This is a genomic window from Nostoc sp. (genome assembly GCF_036917155.1).
Classification (GTDB): domain Bacteria; phylum Cyanobacteriota; class Cyanobacteriia; order Cyanobacteriales; family Nostocaceae; genus Nostoc.
The window spans coordinates 1-18,555 of record NZ_JBALDZ010000150.1 but is presented as its reverse complement, the minus strand read 5'-3'; the positions used below and the strand labels follow the sequence as shown (position 1 = coordinate 18,555).

The window sequence follows — 18,555 nt, the reverse complement described above, 5'->3', positions numbered from 1 at the left end:
CTGAGCAAAGCGCCCCTCTAGTAACGGTTTTATAAGTTAACTCCATTACCGTATCTTTGCGGTAAATAAATGTAAAAATTTTACCAAAAAAAAGTAAAGATGACTATTTCCCAGGCCGCTGGAAACGTCTGCACAGTTTCTTCTTTGAATACAAAGAAACAGCAAACAGCTAATTCGGTGGAGAGTGAAGTAATTTACTTACCCAATACTGATTGTGCAATCAAGTCTCAGGCTTCTTTGTCAGCGTTCACTTCCTATAGAGTTGGGGGAGAAGCACAATTGTACGTTTCTCCCCGAAATGTAGAAGCACTGCAAGCAAGTCTTAAATACGCAAAAGAACGTGATTTAAAAGTGACAACGCTGGGAGCAGGTTCTAACTTGCTGGTGAGCGATGGTGGTATATCAGGCTTAGTCATTGCGACTCGTCATCTCCGCTTCAGTCACTTTGACCTAGAGACAGGTCAATTAACCGTTGCTGCTGGAGAATCAATTCCTAGTTTGGCATGGGCAGCAGCGGAATTGGGTTGGCAGGGTTTAGAGTGGGCTGTAGGTATCCCTGGAACAGCAGGGGGTGCAGTAGTGATGAATGCAGGGGCACATAATAGCTGTATCGCAGATATGTTAGTTAGTGCCCAGGTACTTTCACCCGATGGGACGCTAGAAACTCTTACCCCCGATCAATTAGGTTATAGCTACCGGACTTCATTATTGCAAGGTGGCGATCGCATCGTCACCCAAGCCACCTTACAACTTGCCCCAGGTGCAGACCCAGCAGCAGTTGTGGCAATCACCAAACAACACAAAAAGCATCGGTTAAGCACCCAACCATACAACTTTCCCAGTTGTGGTAGTGTGTTCCGCAATCCCAAACCTTATAGCGCTGGCTGGTTAATTGAACAAACTGGTTTGAAAGGCTACCAAATTGGCGGAGCGCAAGTAGCATTACTCCATGCTAATTTCATCGTTAACCGTGGTGGAGCAAAAGCTAGCGATATCTTCTGTCTCATTCGCCACATACAACATCAAGTACAAGAACGTTGGTCTATTAATTTAGAGCCAGAAGTCAAAATGCTCGGAGAGTTTCAAGGTGCTTGTGGATAGGGAGTGGGGAATGGGGAGTGGGGAGTGGGGAATGGTAAAGATAATGCTGTAAGGAAGAACAATTGATAACCAATTCCCAATGCCCAATTCCCAATTCCCATTCATTCTATGAAGCATTAATTATTGGTAAAAAAAGAGTCAAATTACTTACCGCATCTATAATTGAATTTGATTTGTTATTCAACGCACACGCGTACAAATAATTATGACAGGAAAAGGACAGGGATTTGGCTTCGGCTTAGGAAAAATGAAAGAATTGGCTGAAGCTTTTAAGAAAGCGCAGCAAGTTCAAGAAGGTGCAAAGCGACTCCAAGAAGAATTGGAGCAAATGGAGATTCAAGGAGAATCTGGCGGTGGACTGGTAAAGGTGATTGTCAGTGGGAACCAAGAACCCAAGCGGGTGGAAATTTCTCCAGAAGCTTTAGCAGAAGGTGCAGAAGTACTTTCCGATCTTGTAGCAGTGGCAATGAAAGAAGCCTACAACAAGTCCACAGCAACCATGCGGGAACGTATGGAAGAATTAACCAGTGGGTTGGAGTTACCTGGATTTTAGTTATTGGTCATTAGTCATTGGTCATTAGTCATTGGACAAAGGACAAATGACTATTGACAAAGGACAAATAATATCTATGCCTTACAAGTTACTGTTTGTCTGCTTAGGTAACATCTGCCGATCGCCATCGGCAGAAAATATCATGAATCATCTCATTGAGCAGGCTGGCTTGAGTGATCGCATCCTTTGTGACTCTGCTGGGACATCTAGTTATCACATTGGTAGCCCACCTGACAGACGTATGAGTGCTGCGGCTGCTAAAAGGTTGGGGATTAAACTGCGTGGTCGGGCACGCCAGTTTCAAAAATCAGACTTTCAAGACTTTGATTTGATTTTAGCGATGGATCAAGAAAATTATAAGAACATCCTCACTCTTGATCGCACTCAGGAATATCAGCATAAAGTGCGTTTGATGTGCGAGTTTTGCTCTCGACACACTCTAAAGGAAGTTCCAGATCCCTATTACGGCGGTGAAGAGGGATTTAATCAGGTTATTGATTTATTGATCGATGCTTGTGAAGGTCTGCTGACAAAAGTTAAAAGTGAGGAGTTAGGAGTGAGGAGTGAGGAGTGAGGAGTGAGGAGTGAGGAGTGAGGAGTGAGGAGTTATGAGTGAGGAGTTATGAGTGAGGAGTTATGAGTGAGGAGTTAGGAGTTAGGAGTTATGAGTGAGGAGTTAGGAGTTAGGAGTTAGGAGTTAGGAGTTAGGAGTGAGGAGTTATGAGTTAGGAGTTATGAGTTAGGAGTTTTAATTCCTCACTTATAACTCCTCACTCATAACTTTTAATCCACCAGACCATGCTTCATCGCAAAACGCACTAATTCTGCTCGGTTGCTGGTTGAGGTTTTTCTCAATAAACTGCTAACGTATTTTTCTACAGTTCGAGGACTCAGGTGTAGTTGAAGACCCATTTCGGCATTAGAAAGACCATGAGTTAATAACTCTAAGACTTCCTGTTCTCTATGAGTTAGGGATGAGTGCAGATGGGATTTCTGAATTTGAGTGGACAGAGAATTATGGACATCCCCCGCTTTTGTCGAGACGGAAATACCCAAACTCTCTTTATGAGAAAAACGATACTCTGATTGGATAATTTGCGATCGCTCCAAAAGATTGCGGATTGCTGCTGCTAACTCTTCGAGTTCAAAAGGCTTGGGTAAATATAAATCACACCCTGACTGGTAGCCCAGAATTCTTTCTTGGGTCTTAGTGCGTGCCGTTAATAAAATTACAGGCAATAAACGAAACACTGGTTGCTGACGCACCCGACGCACCAGTTCATAGCCATTCATCCGTGGCATAACGATATCCGTGACAATCAAATCAGGATGATACTCATCCACCATAAACAAAGCCTCTTGACCGTCATTAGCCGTGATCACCGAGTAGCCAGACAGTTCAAGATAGTCGCTAACAGACAGACGAGTGCCCAAATCATCATCCACTACAAGGATCGTCAAGGGCATGGATAATACACCCCTAGCATTTTTTTACTCAGAAATTTACTTCTACGTGTTCCATCAGTGAACACAAACAATAATAGTGTTCTTATGTTTCATACTATGACAGGATTATCAGCTAATTACTGCCTTTAGGGCTGATTTATAAAGAAAATCTTAAATCCTTAGGAAAGTTAATGAAGTCTAACTCACCTTTGACTACCCGTGCTTGGGAGGCACAAAGACCTTTGTAATTTGTAACAACTCATCAATAAGACAGAGTAAACGCTTACCATAGTGTAAATTGATATTAACTTTATCAATAATTTCCTAAAAGCTAAGTAAGTATAAATATTTTTTGTTTTTTATCTCCACTCGCGTCGCTACCTGCCACTCGTACAGAATACCCAACTGAATTCTGACCGGAGCTAACGGAAACGTCTCCGGCTCCGCTCCTGAATTCTGTTTCGATAACTTAAATTTGCCAGAAAACTCTTAATTGTGAACTTAAAAAAGCTAGATTAGTGATATATGGTTCAGCATTCATAGCAGTTCTAAGATACACCCTATAATTCACAAGCCAATCCAAATAATTTTTTAGGTACATTTAAAGCACACAAAATTATCAATGAGCGACAAGAACGAAGGTTACAAAGTTATTTGCGACAACCGTCAAGCCCGTTATTTGTATGAAATTCTAGAAACTTACGAGGCTGGAATTGAATTGACAGGAACAGAGGTGAAGTCAATTCGTGCAGGGAAAGTCAATCTCCAAGATGGCTATGCTTTGCTTCGCAATGGCGAAGCATGGTTGATCAATGTGCATATCTCGCCTTACAACGCTAGTGGACAATATTTCAATCATGAACCACGGCGTACACGCAAGCTATTATTGCATCGTCAAGAACTCCGTAAGCTAATTGGCAAAGTCGAACAGCAGGGTTTAACTTTAATCCCTTTGAAAATGTATCTCAAACGAGGTTGGCTAAAAGTGAGTATAGCCCTTGGCAAAGGTAAAAAGCTCCACGATAAGCGAGAAGACCTGAAACGACGCCAAGACCAGCGTGACATTCAACGGGCAATGAAAAGCTATTGAAGAAGAATTCAGGAGTCAGAATTATTTTGTCAGTTGTCATAAAAAACAACTGACAACCTACTGATGTTAATTTACTGCTGGTTCTGAGTTAGATGAATTTGTCTGGTTTTGAGCTAAGGGTGTCCAGTAGCTAGCAATTAAGGCAACGATCAGCCACCAGAGGGTATTAACTTCAGGACGATACCAGACAGTATCTACAGTGCCGTGAGCTAGCATACCCAACAAAATAGCGATCGCTCCAATTAACCAAAATCCCTCGACACTTTTCACTTGTCGCAATCGTCGCACTTGCAAAAGTGCCGTATTAAATGTGACAATTATGAGCCAGAGAAAACAGGCTAAACCAACAAAGCCAGTTTCTACAGTCACTTCCAACAATATCGAATAGGCACTCAAAGCAGTGTAACGAGGGTGTTGGTAGAGCGGATAAACTTTATTAAAAGAGCCGTGACCAGGGCCAATGCCGAAAATCGGGCGATCGCGAATCATCTCAAAAACAGCATCCCACACATTTCGGCGAAAATTATTACTACTATCTTTACGGTCGGCAAAAATACTGAACACTCGCAGGCGCACTGGCTCTACAAATATCACTGCTAGCACTAATACCCCAATTAAACCTCCCAAGACAATCGGCAGTGACCAAGTACGCCAAAAACGCGGCATTTCCACGCTTTTCCAATAAACTAGTAATGCCATCACAGCTAAAAATGCTACCACTAGTCCAATCCAACCGCCACGACTAAAAGTCAGAATCAAGCAGGAAGTATTGACAATTAACATCGTTAATGCCAAAGCTTTTTTAAGCCAGCTTTGCCATGCAAAAATTGCCACAAAGCTAAATATTACTGCTGGTAAAAGGTATCCAGCTAATAAGTTGGGATTGCCTAAATAACTGTAGACTCTTGTCGTCTTAGACAGAGGAGATTCTGGATCAACCCAAGTCGCCAGTGCTGTGGCTCCAAAAAACCATTGTCGCAATCCATAGACACTGACAATTAACGATACATGCAGGTAAAGAATGATAATCCAAGACCGGAGGCGAGGCGACCTTAATACCCTGGCACAAAGGGCAAATAGTAGCAAATATAAGGTCAACGTGCCCAAGTCATTAAGTGCCGCCCTTTTTACTGGTGATAATGCTGTTGCAACTGCCGCAACTCCCCAGTAGAGCAATACCAGTAAGTGAATCGGAGTAACTGACGAGACATTTGTTGGTGTTACTTCATCAGATAGAGTCAACAACAACCAAAATCCGACACAAGCCACCAGCAACAAACCCACCAACGTACTCGAAGCAAAAGGTGCAAGAGCATATATTAAGCTGAGTAAAGCAGCTGCTGTCGCATCTCCCCACTGGAGCAAGATGCTGGTTTGCCGCCAAGAACTTAACAGTCCCACCAGAGAGCGGTGTACATAACTGGTAGCAAGATATTCTTTGAGCGGTAAAGATGATAAAGTAAATCGTTGCCAGACTAAATTCATAAAAAACATTGCGATCAATTAGCCTGCCGACGCAGAACTTGGAATTGATCATAATGCATACCCCTATAAAAAGGTAATGACGGAAATTGTACATCGTGTAATGGCGCTCTTATTCCTAGCCATTAATCACTACTTTTAATCTGGAACCACCTCAATTAATACGAAGTTAAGATAGTTCTTCATGTACTTAGTACAACTTTACGTAAAATCGTGGCGAATTGAGGGTTGAAATTTTAACGCCGATACGCTTCTCTACGAGACGCTACGCGTAGCTTGCTTCCCCGTAGGGGTACGCCTTCCCGCATCGTCGAGGCAAGGGCCAAGGCACGCAGAGAATTCGCTACAAATTAATGATTCTCTATAAAAAATACGTCTTTCCCAATCCTAAGTTCCCAGTCCCCATTACCCCTTATCCCCAGAGGGGGCCCCACCTTCCCCAATCCCCAATCCCCAAGATTAGACATCACTAATTGCTTGTGAAGGAGTCGCCAGTTGCAGTGGCAAAGAAAGCACATAACGATATCCTGATTCTGGCGAACCTTGAATCAAAATGTGTCCACTATGCAATTCTGCCAGTTGACAACTTAATAATAGACCCAAGCTTTCACGAGAAAGATTTCCATGTGATTTAGCTAAATTTATACCTGAACTAGTAGTAGAGAAATTTGAGTGGGAATCACTCGAGTTTTTGGAATTGTCCACCGCTACTGATGAAGTATCTAATTGCTCTTGTCCTTCTGCATGAGCATTGTAAGTTCCCGCCTCACCTGTCAGTTCCAGCAGCGACAAAGAATTGAGACGAAAATAGGGATCAACCTCAGTGATGCCATCTCCCAGCCAAGGATGGGAAACCCAAATAGTAATGTTGAGCGTATCTTCCTTGTAAGAAACATGAATGCGAACAATGCTACCTGTAGCCGAAAGTTGAATTACACTGAAAACCAGGTGATAGAGGATTTGCCGCACCTTGTCTTTATCTAAAGGCCAAATGCGATTGCGTCCCGGTTCTATAGACAGGCGAATATCTTGCTCGCGGCGATTAGCCACTTCTTCTAGGGTATTGATAGCTTGTTGGCATAGCATTTCAATATCCACAGGAGCTAGATTTAGCACAGTTGAGTTTTCATCCATAGCTCCTAGTTCGGTAATTTCGTTTACTAGAGAAAGTAAATACCGGCCACTGTGTTGGATGATTTCTAAATATTCTCTCTGCTTAGTTGTCAAAGGGCCATAAATCTCACGTCCTAAAACACTAGCCATACCGAGTACAGATGTTAAGGGCGTGCGTAACTCCTGAGTTAGCTGACCCAAAAGTTCTAGTTTCAGTTGCTTGGTAGAAATAGAGTCGCTATCTTTAGTGGATGCGGTGATTTTAATCTCAGTATTACGTTCGTCATTGAGTGAAAACATCGGAGCGCTTTTAGGAGCGCTTGATTCGAGTTTCCCTTGCAAGAGTCGGTTACGCTCAAATTCACTCATGCTCCAACGAGCGATGATTTGTAAAAACTCAATGTCTCGGTTTGTAAAATTGCGTGGGACTAAATCCATCACTGCCAATGCACCCAAACAATGTCCCTCAGCATCAATCAGTGGCGCTCCTAAGTAAGCACGAATACCATAATCTTGCACTAACTTGCTGCTAGCAAGTACTGGATCTGTAAGCTTATGTGTATCATTAATTACAAATATTTGTAAACTCTCTACTACCTGAGTGCAAAAGGATTCTCGGCGTGACAGTTGGCGGCTTTGTGCCAAATGATTCATTAGTCCCAGTCTAGATAAGCCCACCGACGACTTGAACCAGTGACGTTCTTGATCCACAAATCCCAATATGGAAATTGGTGCTTCCAAAAAGTGGGCAGCAGTCTGTGTGGCTTCTTCAAAAACTGGAATCGTTTCTGGTTGTCGCAAACCTAAATCTGACAAAGCTTTGAGGCGTTGTTGTTCTCTTGATTCATGAGAATCCCAACCATCCTTTAGGGCAAATAATTTGTTTTCAGGCTCTATCATTGCCACTGCTACCTTAATAATTTCTCGATTCTGTAATTGATATAAGCTCTATTTCTAGGTTATCAATTGCTATTTTTAAGCATTCCCTAATTTTGCCTCTGACAAACAAATTTAGGGCAAAAATTTTTTATCCCTTCCATTAAGCTGACGAAGTGTGTCCGCTAGTTGCTAGTTACTGGTGCTGAATGTTCTTTGTTGATCACTGGTGTAGTCTTTATTGCTTGAGATTTTGCAATCAGGCTGCGTTAGATTTGGATTCAGCTAGGGTAAGCTAATCCTAGAGACAGAATGCAAAGGCGGTGTCATTCTCGATCTATATAAGCGAAAACTTTTACTGGCATATTTTAAGTAAATTTACTTTAAATAACTAGCATATTAGTGTAATTATATATAGCCACTTTTACTGATAGCATCTAGCACCAAGAAATGATAATCCTAGTACAGTAGGACGTAAATAGACCAAGCATATTTCTATGGGGAAGCAAGCTACAAAATTAGTCAAAAGCTTAGTTGAAAAGCTTTTTGCATTTTGAGAGAAGTTGGATTAGCAGTTTTGGATAAGTCTGATGCCAACTTTGAGGGATCAAATGAATAGGGGATGATTTTGAATTACCCATAGTCATACTAGATAGTTGATCTAAGTCCCTATTCAATAGATTAAACCTATTACAATTTCACACTGAAAATTAAGCGGGCGGTTCTATTTTTGGCATACGAGGAAATATTTGTTGAGGACAACTGGTAATGAATAAAATGACTATTAGAGTTCCTTTTGTAGACTTGAAATTACAACATGAACCAATTCAAACGCAATTGCAAGATGCAATCCAATCTGTATTGGAACGGGGAGATTTTATCTTAGGGCAAGCACTCTCAGATTTTGAAGCAGCATTTGCGGTAGCGTCTGGAGCAGCTTACGGGGTTGGTGTTGCATCAGGAACAGATGCGATCGCTCTGGGATTACAAGCCTGTAATATTGGTGCTGGCGATGAAGTAATTTTACCAGCAAATACTTTTGTCGCAACCTTAATCGGAGTGCTACGCGCTGGTGCCAAGCCCATTTTGGTAGATTGCGATCACCAAACAGCTTTAATTGATTTAGAATCCGCAGCAAAGGCAATTACACCTCAGACTAAAGCAATTATCCCTGTGCATCTCTATGGGCAGATGGTATCACCAGATGATTTAATTAATTTTGCCGATACCTACAAACTACTAATTTTTGAAGATGCAGCCCAAGCACATCTCGCCCAAAGAGACGGATATCATGCAGGTTCAGTAGGAATAGCAGCAGCTTTTAGTTTCTATCCCAGCAAAAATTTGGGAGCATTTGGAGATGGAGGAATGCTGCTGACGCAAGATTTGGACGTAGCCCGGAAGATGGGGCGCTTGCGAAATTATGGTGCATCGCAAAAGTATTTTCATACTGAATCAGGTACAAATAGCCGCTTGGATACTTTGCAAGCAGCAATTTTGCACAAAAAATTACCATATTTGCCACAGTGGAATCGCGATCGCTTGACTATTGCCCAGCAGTATGATGAGGAACTAGCACCTTTAGCGACTGCTGGGATTATCCCTATAGAAAATCAAAGTGATACAGGACATGTGTATCATCTTTATGTGATTAAAGTTGATGATTTCTGCCCAATAGAACGCCTGCAACTCCAGGAAAAACTCACAGCAGCAGGGATTCAAACTGGCATTCACTATCCTATTCCTTGTCATCTCCAGCCAGCATTTAGCAATTTAGGCTATCAATCGGGAGATTTTCCCCAAGCAGAGAAGTTATCACAGCAAATATTATCATTACCGATGTATCCTGGTTTGAGCAGTAGCCAAGTTAAAGAAGTTGTAGCTGCGATCGCTAATGCAGTCTCAACGAGTTATAAGGCAGATAATCTATCTTCTGCTGATTGGTTAGGACTCGATAATCCCGCCCTAGAAGTCCCAATAAGTCAAAAAGCAGACAACATATCTCCTGCTGACCTTGACAGCGTGGTAGTTTGAAGTTGATTCAATGCAAAACAGGAAGTAGGGAATTGAGCATGGGGCACTGGGAAAGAGGAGGTAGGAGGCAGAAGTTCTTTAATTTTGAATTCTGTCTGCGACATGCTGCGCTAACGTAGAGAGCGTCATTTTGAATTGATTTCTCCCTCATCTCCCTCATCTCCCTCATCTCCCTCATCTTCCCCATTCCCCACCTGAAATACTGAAAGTTTTTGAATTACTTAAAATCATGGCACTCCGGCAACAGGTTAAAAACATAAACGCATCAGGCTTGTTAAATCTAGCTATTTTAGGCGTTTTGCTGCTGCTTTATGCTCCGATATTGCTACACTGGTTGGATGGTTGGCTGCACAAAAATATTAGTACAGAACACGAATATTTCAGCCACGGGATTATTGGTCTACCATTCGCGGCTTATCTGGGCTGGATGAATCGGAAAAAGTGGAGACGTTTGCCAGATACCATCCATCCTTTGGGCGCTGTTTTCTTGTTATTAGGAGCAGTTTTTTATTTTAGCGGTGTTACAGAGTGGGTTAACCTTTCCTTGCCCATTATATTAGTAGGATTATGCTTGTGGTTTAAGGGAATATCAGGTTTGCAATTGCAAGGATTCCCCCTGCTACTAGTATTTTTGGCAACCCCAACGGCATTACCCTATCTCATTGCTCCCTATACCTCGCCTCTCCAAAGCTTCATTGCTGGTACAGCAGGCTTTATACTGAATCAATTTGGTATGGAAGTGACTGTATATGAGATCAATCTCTATGTGGGAGGACGGATTGTAGAAGTTGCCCCCTATTGTGCGGGGCTGAAAATGTTATTTACTACTCTTTACGTCGGTTTGATGCTGCTTTATTGGACAGACGCTTTATCTTCGCGCCGCACAACTATATCGTTTTTATGTATTGCTGCGATCGTTAGTATTATTGCCAATATCATTCGTAATACTTTACTAACTTTCTTTCACGGCACAGGTCAAGAAGCAGCTTTTAAGTGGCTGCATGCGGGTTGGGGTGGTGATCTCTACTCTGCTTGTATGCTGGTGTCATTAGTGCCCTTACTGAATTGGATTAATAACTATTTCTCGACATCTCCAGAAACTCAGCAAGAAGCAGAAGGCTAAAACCTGGATTTCTCACAAGCGAGAAATTGAGGGGTGTGGGGAGTGTGGGGAGTGTGGGGAGAATGAGGAGGAATTGAGACACTGCGCTTCATATCGAGCGCTTTGTGCAACGCAGCACCTCCCACACCTCCCCACCCAAAAGCGTGAGAAATTCGGGTAAAAGCATTGGGTATGGGCATTGGGCATTGGGCATTGGTTATTAATTCTTCTCCCCCTGCCTCCTCTGCCCCTTCACTCCCCACTCCCCACTCCCTTAGTTTTTCATCACTTATACGTAAGTCCTAAATATTACTGAACTCACAATGTTCTTTTATAAAGTAAAATTTTGCCTAAGTATTGCAAATTTTACTGATGACTTCCTTCTCCAAGTTTTTCAAGGGAAACCAATTAAGTCAGGTAGCAGCACTCTTGTTATTGCTACTGCTGCTGGCCATAGCAGCGGTTCCCGGATACCTGACAGGACACTGGCAATGGAAACAGCCACCACCTGTTACTAACCTCAACGAATTAAAACAAATCCGCAAGACTGGGTTAACCCTTCCTGGTTGGCAAACCATTGAACAAGCAGAACAGCAAATTGGCGAACATAAATGGTCTTTGCAGGTAATTAAAAAAGAAAATTCTGAATCCCAGGCAATTCTACTTTTGTTACCGCAAAATGGGCCTATGGATCAACCAGAGGTAGAGTGGACAGACGTTAACGGCTGGGGAAGGTCACGCTGGGGAAAGTGGGATATAGCTCAATCTCGTTCTGCTAAATTTACTGTGAAACCGCCTGCAAAGTTGGCTTCTAATGTCAAAACTCAAGTAGAAGCTAGGTTCTTTCGTGCCTCAACACCACAACAAACCTTTGCTGTCTTGCAATGGTACGCCATGCCAGACGGCGGAAATTCATCACCTTTTCACTGGTTCTTGGCGGATCAATTGGCACAGTGGCATAAGCAACGCATTCCTTGGGTGGGTGTCAGTATTTTAATTCCAATGGAACCTTTGGGACAGGTAGAAACATCTTGGTCTTTAGCCCAGTCTATTGGGGAAATAGTGCAAGCCGCATTAATGACAGGCCCTTTATAAAGTCTGTTACACATACCTTTGTGCAGAGATTCATCAAAAGTATCTCGATGAAATTGTGTTCAGGCTGAAACTCACCTAAAAGATGTTAAGAAGATGAAGTTAGAAATAAAATTTAGTAAAATTTTTCTCTTTTCCTTGGTAAATACTTGCAGACAAAAGAGACATCTAAGACATTTTTAGAGTAAAATAACGACTCGGCGCGACTAATTTCTATATCAGTATTTTCTACAACGATGTTCATAGATCCCAGTTATTATATGCGTGGATTCAGCGCCCTGTGTTTTGTCAGCCTTCAAGTAGGAGTTTTCTTAACAACACCTATCCAACTTGTTGTTGCCCAGCCTTTTCCACCTCAAGGACAATCACCAGGGCAACCCCCCTCGCCTGTGCCGGGTACTGAGGTTATACCTCCAGGTGCAAATAACGAAATTTCCCCGCAACTCAGCCGCTACCTCTTGGGGCCAGGAGATGGGATTGGGGTTGTGCTTCAGCGTCCTCCTGGGCCATACCGCTTAGGCATAGGTGATGGAATTAGCGTTTCGGTTCAGCGCTTTCCAGATTTGAGCTTTCAAGCTTTAATCAACCCAGAGGGTAATATCGTAGTGCCGTTACTGGGAACAGTTTTCTTACAAGGTTTAACTTTGCAAGAAGCTCAAGAAAAAATTCGCTTGGGTTTAAATCGTTATGTGGTTGATCCAGTTATAGTTTTAGCCTTAGCAACACAGCGTCAAGACTTAAGTTTTCAAGCTGTAATTAGTCCAGAAGGCAACATTGTAGTGCCGCAAGTGGGAACAGTGTCATTACAAGGTTTAACTTTGGAAGAAGCTCAAGAAAAAATTCGCTTAGGTTTGAGTCGCTTTTTCCCAGATCCAATTGTAGTAGTATCTTTGGCAGGGATGCGACCAGTTCAAGTGACCATTAGCGGGGAAATATTTCGACCAGGAATTTATCCGATTAATTCACCAACACCCCGCGTTGCTGATGCTTTACTAATATCTGGTGGTTCAACCTTGAATGCAGACCTACGACAGGTGCAAATACGCCGTAAGTTAATAGATGGTTCTGTGATTTCACAAACTATTGATTTATATGCAGCACTGCAAAATGGCGGTTCAATCCCTAATTTACGCTTACAAGACGGAGATGCGATACTAGTACCCCGTCGTGAAGTTGGTAATGATGACGGTTATGACCGCAATTTGGTAGCACGTTCATCCTTGGCTGTACCACAGATTAGAATCCGGGTTTTAAACTACGCTGCGGGAGGCCTTTCCGTTCAAGCGTTGCCTAACGGTAGTACATTTGTAGATGCTTTGGGAGGAGTCAATCTTGACACTGCTAACCTCCGAGATATCGCTCTGGTTCGCTTTGATCCTGAACAAGGTAAAGCTGTTACCCAAAAACTTGATGCTAAAAAAGCTCTAGGTGGTGATGCATCTCAAAATGTAGCACTTCAAGATAATGATGTTATTGTTGTCGGTCGGAACCTCATTGGTAAAATTACTAATTTACTGACTACCATTACCCAACCTTTCTTCAACGTTCAATCCTTTCTGCAATTTTTTAAAAACTTCGGTGGCAATTGATCAAATTAGTGACTATAAAAGAAGGACACAAGCTGGATATAGTTGGGAGTGGAGGAAGCCATATCTCAAACTTATCTTTGAATTCATTAATAGAAAAATCTTAAAGATATCAATGGATATGTAGTAGGAAGTTGATAGCATTCTTGTATCAAAGCCATTATCTTTAGTTTGGTGCTTCCTAAATTTTTAATTTTGTACGCCCTTGGCGTTCCCGTAGGGTATTTTGAATTTTGAATTGGAGCGAAGCGACCATGACCCCACCAATTGTTAAGCGCTATCTTATTGCTTTTGATAAATACAAGTGGATTGGATTAGCTAGTTTTGCTTTAGTTGTCGCCGGGTCAACTGTGGTCGCTATGCAACCAGAGCCACCTGCTAGCTATATAGCATCTGCCGCACTTACCTATAGTGGACCACCAGTTTCTTTCTCTGCAACTGGTACTGAAATCCAACAGCAAGGAAAGGAGTTGAATCAGGAAGTTTTACTCTCAAACCAGCTAATTGCAGGAGTGGCAGAAAAAGTTGGTGTCAAACCGGCAAAGCTTGGTGCCAGTGTCGTCCTTTCTCTTCCTAAAAAAAACCCCAGGAGTGGAGAATTGGAATCTAGTATTTTGGAATTGAAATATGTAGATACTGATCCCAAACGAGGTATAGAGGTCTTGACAGAATTGATGAAAGCAATGATCAAGTTGAGCAGTGATATCAATACTGGGCGATTACAAGCAATTATTGAAAAAATTAACGATCGCACACCACCAACTAAACGGGAATTGCAAATTGCTGAGAAGAAGTTGGAACAGTACGATCGCATAGAGCGAACAGCAATATTAGCGGCAGAGAATGGCAGTTTGTTAAGCGCTATTACTGCCAGCCAAAATCTCCAACGGCAAATTCAATTAACTATTTCTGGGGTTGATGGTCAAGTTCGCAGTTTACAAGATAAGTTAGGCCTAACAGTCGGACAGGCTTATGTTTCTTCTGCTTTGAGTGCCGATCCAATTATTGGTAACTTGCGAGCGCAAATTTATCAAAGTGAGTCGCAAATTGCCGTACTCAGAAAAGATTTGCGACCGGAACACCCAACGATGGTTCAGTTGATGCGTCAGAAACAAGCTGCTGAGGAATTGCTGCAACAACGTGCAGCTGAGGTGTTAGGTGGTGGTGGGACAGCGGCTCCGCTTCAGGGTGACATTGCAGGTATTCGCACCCAAAGTAGCTTAGATCCTGCACGCCAGCAATTAGCAAACCAAATGGTGTCTTTGCAAACCCAACGGGAGACGCTCCAACAACAACTATCTCAAGAAATCCGCCAAGAAGCCCGACTACGGCGAGAGTATTCCCTGATACCTAATAAGCAATTGGAGCGATCGCGTTTAGAACAGGAGGTTGCACTCAAAAAAGCCATCTATGACCAAATGCAGGTGAAGCTAACGGATGCTAAAACTGCAGAGGCAGAAACTACTAGTAGTCTCAGCATTGCCAGACGCCCCACAGTTACTGCTGATGCCAAACCTCCAAAGAGTGTGCCTGTTACCCTTGCTGTGGGCGGTTTCTTAGGTGTGGTGATTGGTGGCGGGGTGATATTTTTGTTAGGAGCGTTGGAAGGGACTTTCAAAACCAGAGAGGATATCCGCCAGAGCCTCAAGCAACGGGAAGTGGTATTGTTGGGAGAATTGCCTTTAATGCCAGTTGATGATTTGGATAAGGAAGGGGTGCCTGTGGTACTTTCCGCCGATTCTCCTTATTTAGAATTTTATGAGAAATTCCGTAGTAATCTCCGCCGGATTGGTGGTAAAACCTTAAAGGTAGTGTTGATTACTAGCACCAGTAGCTCAGAGGGGAAAACGGCAAGTGCATATAACTTGGGTATAGCTTCTGCACGTGCTGGTAAAAGAACCTTAATTATCGAAACAGATTTGCGATCGCCTTCTCGTAGTGCATCCCTGAAAGTAATTCCTGACCCTGAGGCCGGTATTGAACCCCTGCGTTATTACGCTAATTTGAGTGAATGTATTCGTTTAGTTCCTGATGTAGAAAATTTATACATTCTTCCTAGCCCTGGCCCTGTGCGGCAATCTGCTGCTATTCTTGAATCAAGCGAAATGCGGCGGCTCATGGAAGATGTCCGTGAACGTTTTGATTTAGTTATTTTAGATACTAGCCCTCTCAGTATATCCAATGATCCTTTGTTAATCCAACCCTATAGCGATGGGATCATATTAGTGGCACGACCACACTATACACAAGAGAATATGCTAGGTGAAGCTATCGATCAATTGGTTGAATCTGAATTGGGATTATTGGGAGCAATCATCAATGGTGCTGATATCATTGTTTATGTACCTGAAGAAGTTGCAAAATCATCAACATTTACATCTGAGGTAGAAGAATCTGAAGAAGTTTCGGCGAGTGCCAACAAAAACTAATAGTTTGTGGAAATTTGAACGCAGAGAATACGCAGAGAATTGAGAAGTAGCAATTGTTTAGCTACAAATTTTCGGGAATGTTGTATTTAGTCGCGCCGAAACAAGCCAAATAGGGGAGCGAGAATTACCCCAAAAGCAAAACCACCAATGTGCGCCCAATAGGCAACTCCACCAGTTTCCACAGTCATGTTAGCGGCTGTTTGCAGGGTAGCAAGACCGGATATGACATTTTGCACAATAAAAAGTCCAATTATTATGAGTGCTGGCACTCTGATTGTGGTGATGAAAAACCCCAAAAATATTAAGGTTACAACTTTAGTGTGGGGAAAGCGGATAATGTACGCACCCAAAATCCCAGAAATTGCACCACTTGCCCCCAAGGAAGGAATCTCAGAATTCATGCCAATAAACCATTGGCACAAAGCAGCTAAAGCACCACACGCCAAATAAAAAATCAGATATTTGGCATGACCCAATCGATCTTCAATATTGTTGCCAAAAACCCAGAGAAACACCATATTTGAGATTAAGTGCCACCAACCGCCATGTAAGAATTGCGACGTAAATAATGTTATCCACTCTCCATTGAAATTGGTGGTTAGCTGTTGAGGCACTACCGCATACTGATTTAAAAACTGACTCAATTGTGCATTTGACAGGCTCACCTCGTGAATAAAAACTAAAATATTCATGCCAATTAACCCGTAGGTGAAATACGGGGTGATTCGCGTCGGATTTTCGTCGTAGAGGGGAAACACAGGTGTTTTTCCTAAATTATTGACTAACTGCAATATAGCTTGTCAGGCTAGTGGTTGCGAAAGATAGACAATTTCATCTGTTAAATCAATCAGTATAATTTAGGGCTACTACGATACTATGAAAATTACTTATACCAAGATTCTTCCTGGGATTTATCGCTAAATAAACCCAACAGTGGGCCGAGAATTGCCCCAAATATAAATCCGCCTGCATGGGCCCAGTAGGCAATACCACCGCTTTCCATACCGATGTTGGTACGTGTTTCAAGGCTGGCAAGTCCGTAGAAGGCTTGTTCAAGAAACCAGAATCCTAAAAAGAAATATGCGGGGACACGGAAAGTTGGGAAGAAAAATCCTAAAGGGACGACGCCGAGAACTTCGGCATTGGGAAAGCGGAGAATGTATGCACCCATGACACCTGCGATCGCACCACTTGCACCCAAAGAAGGAATGCTAGAATCTTGAGCAAAGAACCACTGTGTCAAAGATGCCAAAACACCGCAAGATAAATAAAACAGTAAATATTTGGCATGACCTAATTTATCTTCAACATTGTTACCAAAAATCCAGAGAAACAACATATTACCGGCTAAGTGCAAGAAACCACCATGCAAAAATTGGGAAGTAATCAAAGTTGCCCATTCTGGTACTGGTTGATGTACAGAGATACCAGCAAAGCTTAAAGTCAGTTCTCGTGGAACGACAGCCGCAAGGTGTAAAAATCCATTTAATGCTTGTGGGGGAAGACTTGCTTCATAAAGAAAAGCGAGGACATTGGCAGCAATCAGTCCATAAGTTACATAAGGCGTGATTTTTGTCGGATTATTATCGCTAATTGGAACCACGGGCGTTTTTTCCTGATTTTAAGATAGCAATTCTACAATACGGAATTTTGTAAGTAGTTTCTTCTACCTCGTGGATGGCTTTCGCTTTTAGACTTAAAAACCAAAAGCCAAAAATCCACCATCGACAGTAATACATTGTCCAGTGATGAAAGATGCCGCAGGCATACAAAGAAATGCCACTAAACCTGCAACTTCTTCTGGTTGACCAACCCTTCCCATAGGTGTTTGTGATAGAACTAATTTGAGAAAATCTTGGTTATCGAGTACAGACTCGGTTAGAGGCGTGCGAATAGCCCAAGGTGCTACAGTATTTACCCTAATATGATCTGAAGCCCATTCCACTGATAGCGATCGCGTCAGTTGATTTATAGCCGCTTTAGTCATACCATAAGGAGCGCCTGTACGGTTCGAGACTAAACCCGCCACAGAACTTATATTCACAATGCTGCTGTTTTCGCCATTTTGCAGCAGGGGGTAAAACAGACGGCACATCTCAAAAATTGATATCTGGTTTGTCTGGATGATAAACTCATATTCAGCAGCCGTATAGTCTAATACTTTTTTGCTAATATTGGTTCCCACATTATTAACCAGGATGTCTAATTTATCCCAGGTTTTGCTAACCTGCTCAAAAATGGCTTGTCGCCCATCAGGGGTTGCAACATCTGCCGTAATCCCATAAGCAGGTAATCCTGATTTTTGCCAGATAATTAGTTGTTGGTCAACATCTTGAGAATTCCGTGCCACAATTGTGACTTCTGCACCTAGAGATAAGAACTCATTGGCAACAGCTAGTCCAATACCTTTGGTAGCACCTGTAATCAGTGCTTTCTTTCCTGTCAGTGTCCAGCGTAGACGTAGCCCGCCGTAGGCATCGCTCATTTGTAATTTTGCGGATTTTTTATTTTCAAGCCATCAATAACGTGAACTACCTACACCGACCTGTACTCAGGCGGTGTAGGCTTCTGGTACATTCTTAATGTTGCCAGAACTTCCTTCGAGGTACTATTAGTAGTAGAGTCAGCCACTACCGGATTCCCCTTACGGC

16 protein-coding genes are annotated in these 18,555 nt (G+C 42.6%); 9 read left to right on the top strand and 7 right to left on the bottom strand.

The features are described from left to right. Positions 1 to 99: 99 nt before the first annotated feature. The 3 genes from murB to V7K67_RS20285 all read left to right on the top strand — a co-directional run bounded on the left by murB (position 100) and on the right by V7K67_RS20285 (position 2,228). On the top strand, positions 100 to 1,101 hold the full coding sequence (gene murB, locus V7K67_RS20295; RefSeq protein WP_334732106.1) for a UDP-N-acetylmuramate dehydrogenase: 1,002 nt from the start codon (positions 100 to 102) through the stop codon (positions 1,099 to 1,101). 205 nt (positions 1,102 to 1,306) lie between these two features. Continuing rightward, complete coding sequence (locus V7K67_RS20290) at positions 1,307 to 1,654, top strand: YbaB/EbfC family nucleoid-associated protein (protein WP_179067011.1); 348 nt, start codon at positions 1,307 to 1,309, stop codon at positions 1,652 to 1,654. Positions 1,655 to 1,730: 76 nt separating this feature from the next. Beyond that, the gene (locus V7K67_RS20285; RefSeq protein ID WP_335168146.1) at positions 1,731 to 2,228 is read left to right on the top strand and encodes a low molecular weight protein-tyrosine-phosphatase; all 498 of its coding nucleotides are present in this window, start codon (positions 1,731 to 1,733) and stop codon (positions 2,226 to 2,228) included. Positions 2,229 to 2,437: 209 nt separating this feature from the next. Here V7K67_RS20285 and V7K67_RS20280 read toward each other — a convergent pair whose 3' ends face one another. After that, on the bottom strand, positions 2,438 to 3,121 hold the full coding sequence (locus V7K67_RS20280) for a response regulator transcription factor (protein ID WP_334705948.1): 684 nt from the start codon (positions 3,119 to 3,121) through the stop codon (positions 2,438 to 2,440). Positions 3,122 to 3,722: 601 nt separating this feature from the next. Here V7K67_RS20280 and smpB point away from each other — a divergent pair. Continuing rightward, a complete protein-coding gene (smpB, locus tag V7K67_RS20275; RefSeq protein ID WP_094349892.1) occupies positions 3,723 to 4,190 on the top strand; it encodes an SsrA-binding protein SmpB in 468 nt (155 codons plus the stop codon). Between the two features lie 66 nt (positions 4,191 to 4,256). Here the strand turns inward: smpB and V7K67_RS20270 are convergent, their stop codons facing one another. Continuing rightward, complete coding sequence (locus V7K67_RS20270; RefSeq protein WP_335168113.1) at positions 4,257 to 5,675, bottom strand: IctB family putative bicarbonate transporter; 1,419 nt, start codon at positions 5,673 to 5,675, stop codon at positions 4,257 to 4,259. Between the two features lie 456 nt (positions 5,676 to 6,131). Then, positions 6,132 to 7,685, bottom strand: coding sequence for a GAF domain-containing sensor histidine kinase (locus V7K67_RS20265; protein WP_334732108.1), 1,554 nt, complete (start codon positions 7,683 to 7,685; stop codon positions 6,132 to 6,134). 753 nt (positions 7,686 to 8,438) lie between these two features. On the opposite strand from V7K67_RS20265, the gene V7K67_RS20260 reads away from it, so the two are divergent. Together V7K67_RS20260 and crtB are read left to right on the top strand one after the other, a co-directional pair. After that, positions 8,439 to 9,695: a DegT/DnrJ/EryC1/StrS family aminotransferase gene (locus V7K67_RS20260; protein ID WP_335168111.1), complete on the top strand. Its 1,257-nt coding sequence runs from the start codon at positions 8,439 to 8,441 to the stop codon at positions 9,693 to 9,695. A 229-nt stretch (positions 9,696 to 9,924) separates the two neighbouring features. After that, positions 9,925 to 10,818 (top strand): cyanoexosortase B, encoded by an 894-nt coding sequence (gene crtB / locus V7K67_RS20255; protein WP_334732110.1) that lies wholly within the window; start codon positions 9,925 to 9,927, stop codon positions 10,816 to 10,818. Here the strand turns inward: crtB and V7K67_RS20250 are convergent. Next, entirely contained in the window at positions 10,815 to 11,060 is a 246-nt protein-coding gene (locus V7K67_RS20250) for a hypothetical protein (RefSeq protein ID WP_334732111.1), read from the bottom strand. The genes crtB and V7K67_RS20250 overlap by 4 nt on opposite strands. Positions 11,061 to 11,169: 109 nt before the next feature. Here V7K67_RS20250 and V7K67_RS20245 point away from each other — a divergent pair, with 109 nt between their 5' ends. The 3 genes from V7K67_RS20245 (at position 11,170) to V7K67_RS20235 (ending at position 15,904) form a co-directional block, all read left to right on the top strand. Further along, positions 11,170 to 11,892: a cyanoexosortase B system-associated protein gene (locus V7K67_RS20245; protein ID WP_334732112.1), complete on the top strand. Its 723-nt coding sequence runs from the start codon at positions 11,170 to 11,172 to the stop codon at positions 11,890 to 11,892. Between the two features lie 233 nt (positions 11,893 to 12,125). Beyond that, the gene (locus V7K67_RS20240; RefSeq protein WP_334732113.1) at positions 12,126 to 13,478 is read left to right on the top strand and encodes a polysaccharide biosynthesis/export family protein; all 1,353 of its coding nucleotides are present in this window, start codon (positions 12,126 to 12,128) and stop codon (positions 13,476 to 13,478) included. A gap of 251 nt (positions 13,479 to 13,729) precedes the next feature. Beyond that, on the top strand, positions 13,730 to 15,904 hold the full coding sequence (locus tag V7K67_RS20235) for a GumC family protein (RefSeq protein WP_334705956.1): 2,175 nt from the start codon (positions 13,730 to 13,732) through the stop codon (positions 15,902 to 15,904). Between the two features lie 86 nt (positions 15,905 to 15,990). Here the strand turns inward: V7K67_RS20235 and V7K67_RS20230 are convergent, their stop codons facing one another. The 3 genes from V7K67_RS20230 to V7K67_RS20220 all read right to left on the bottom strand — a co-directional run bounded on the left by V7K67_RS20230 (position 15,991) and on the right by V7K67_RS20220 (position 18,389). Further along, positions 15,991 to 16,662, bottom strand: coding sequence for a rhomboid family intramembrane serine protease (locus V7K67_RS20230; RefSeq protein ID WP_334705964.1), 672 nt, complete (start codon positions 16,660 to 16,662; stop codon positions 15,991 to 15,993). Between the two features lie 125 nt (positions 16,663 to 16,787). Beyond that, positions 16,788 to 17,507: a rhomboid family intramembrane serine protease gene (locus tag V7K67_RS20225; protein WP_335168108.1), complete on the bottom strand. Its 720-nt coding sequence runs from the start codon at positions 17,505 to 17,507 to the stop codon at positions 16,788 to 16,790. Between the two features lie 93 nt (positions 17,508 to 17,600). After that, a complete protein-coding gene (locus tag V7K67_RS20220; protein ID WP_335168106.1) occupies positions 17,601 to 18,389 on the bottom strand; it encodes an SDR family oxidoreductase in 789 nt (262 codons plus the stop codon). Positions 18,390 to 18,555: the final 166 nt, after the last annotated feature.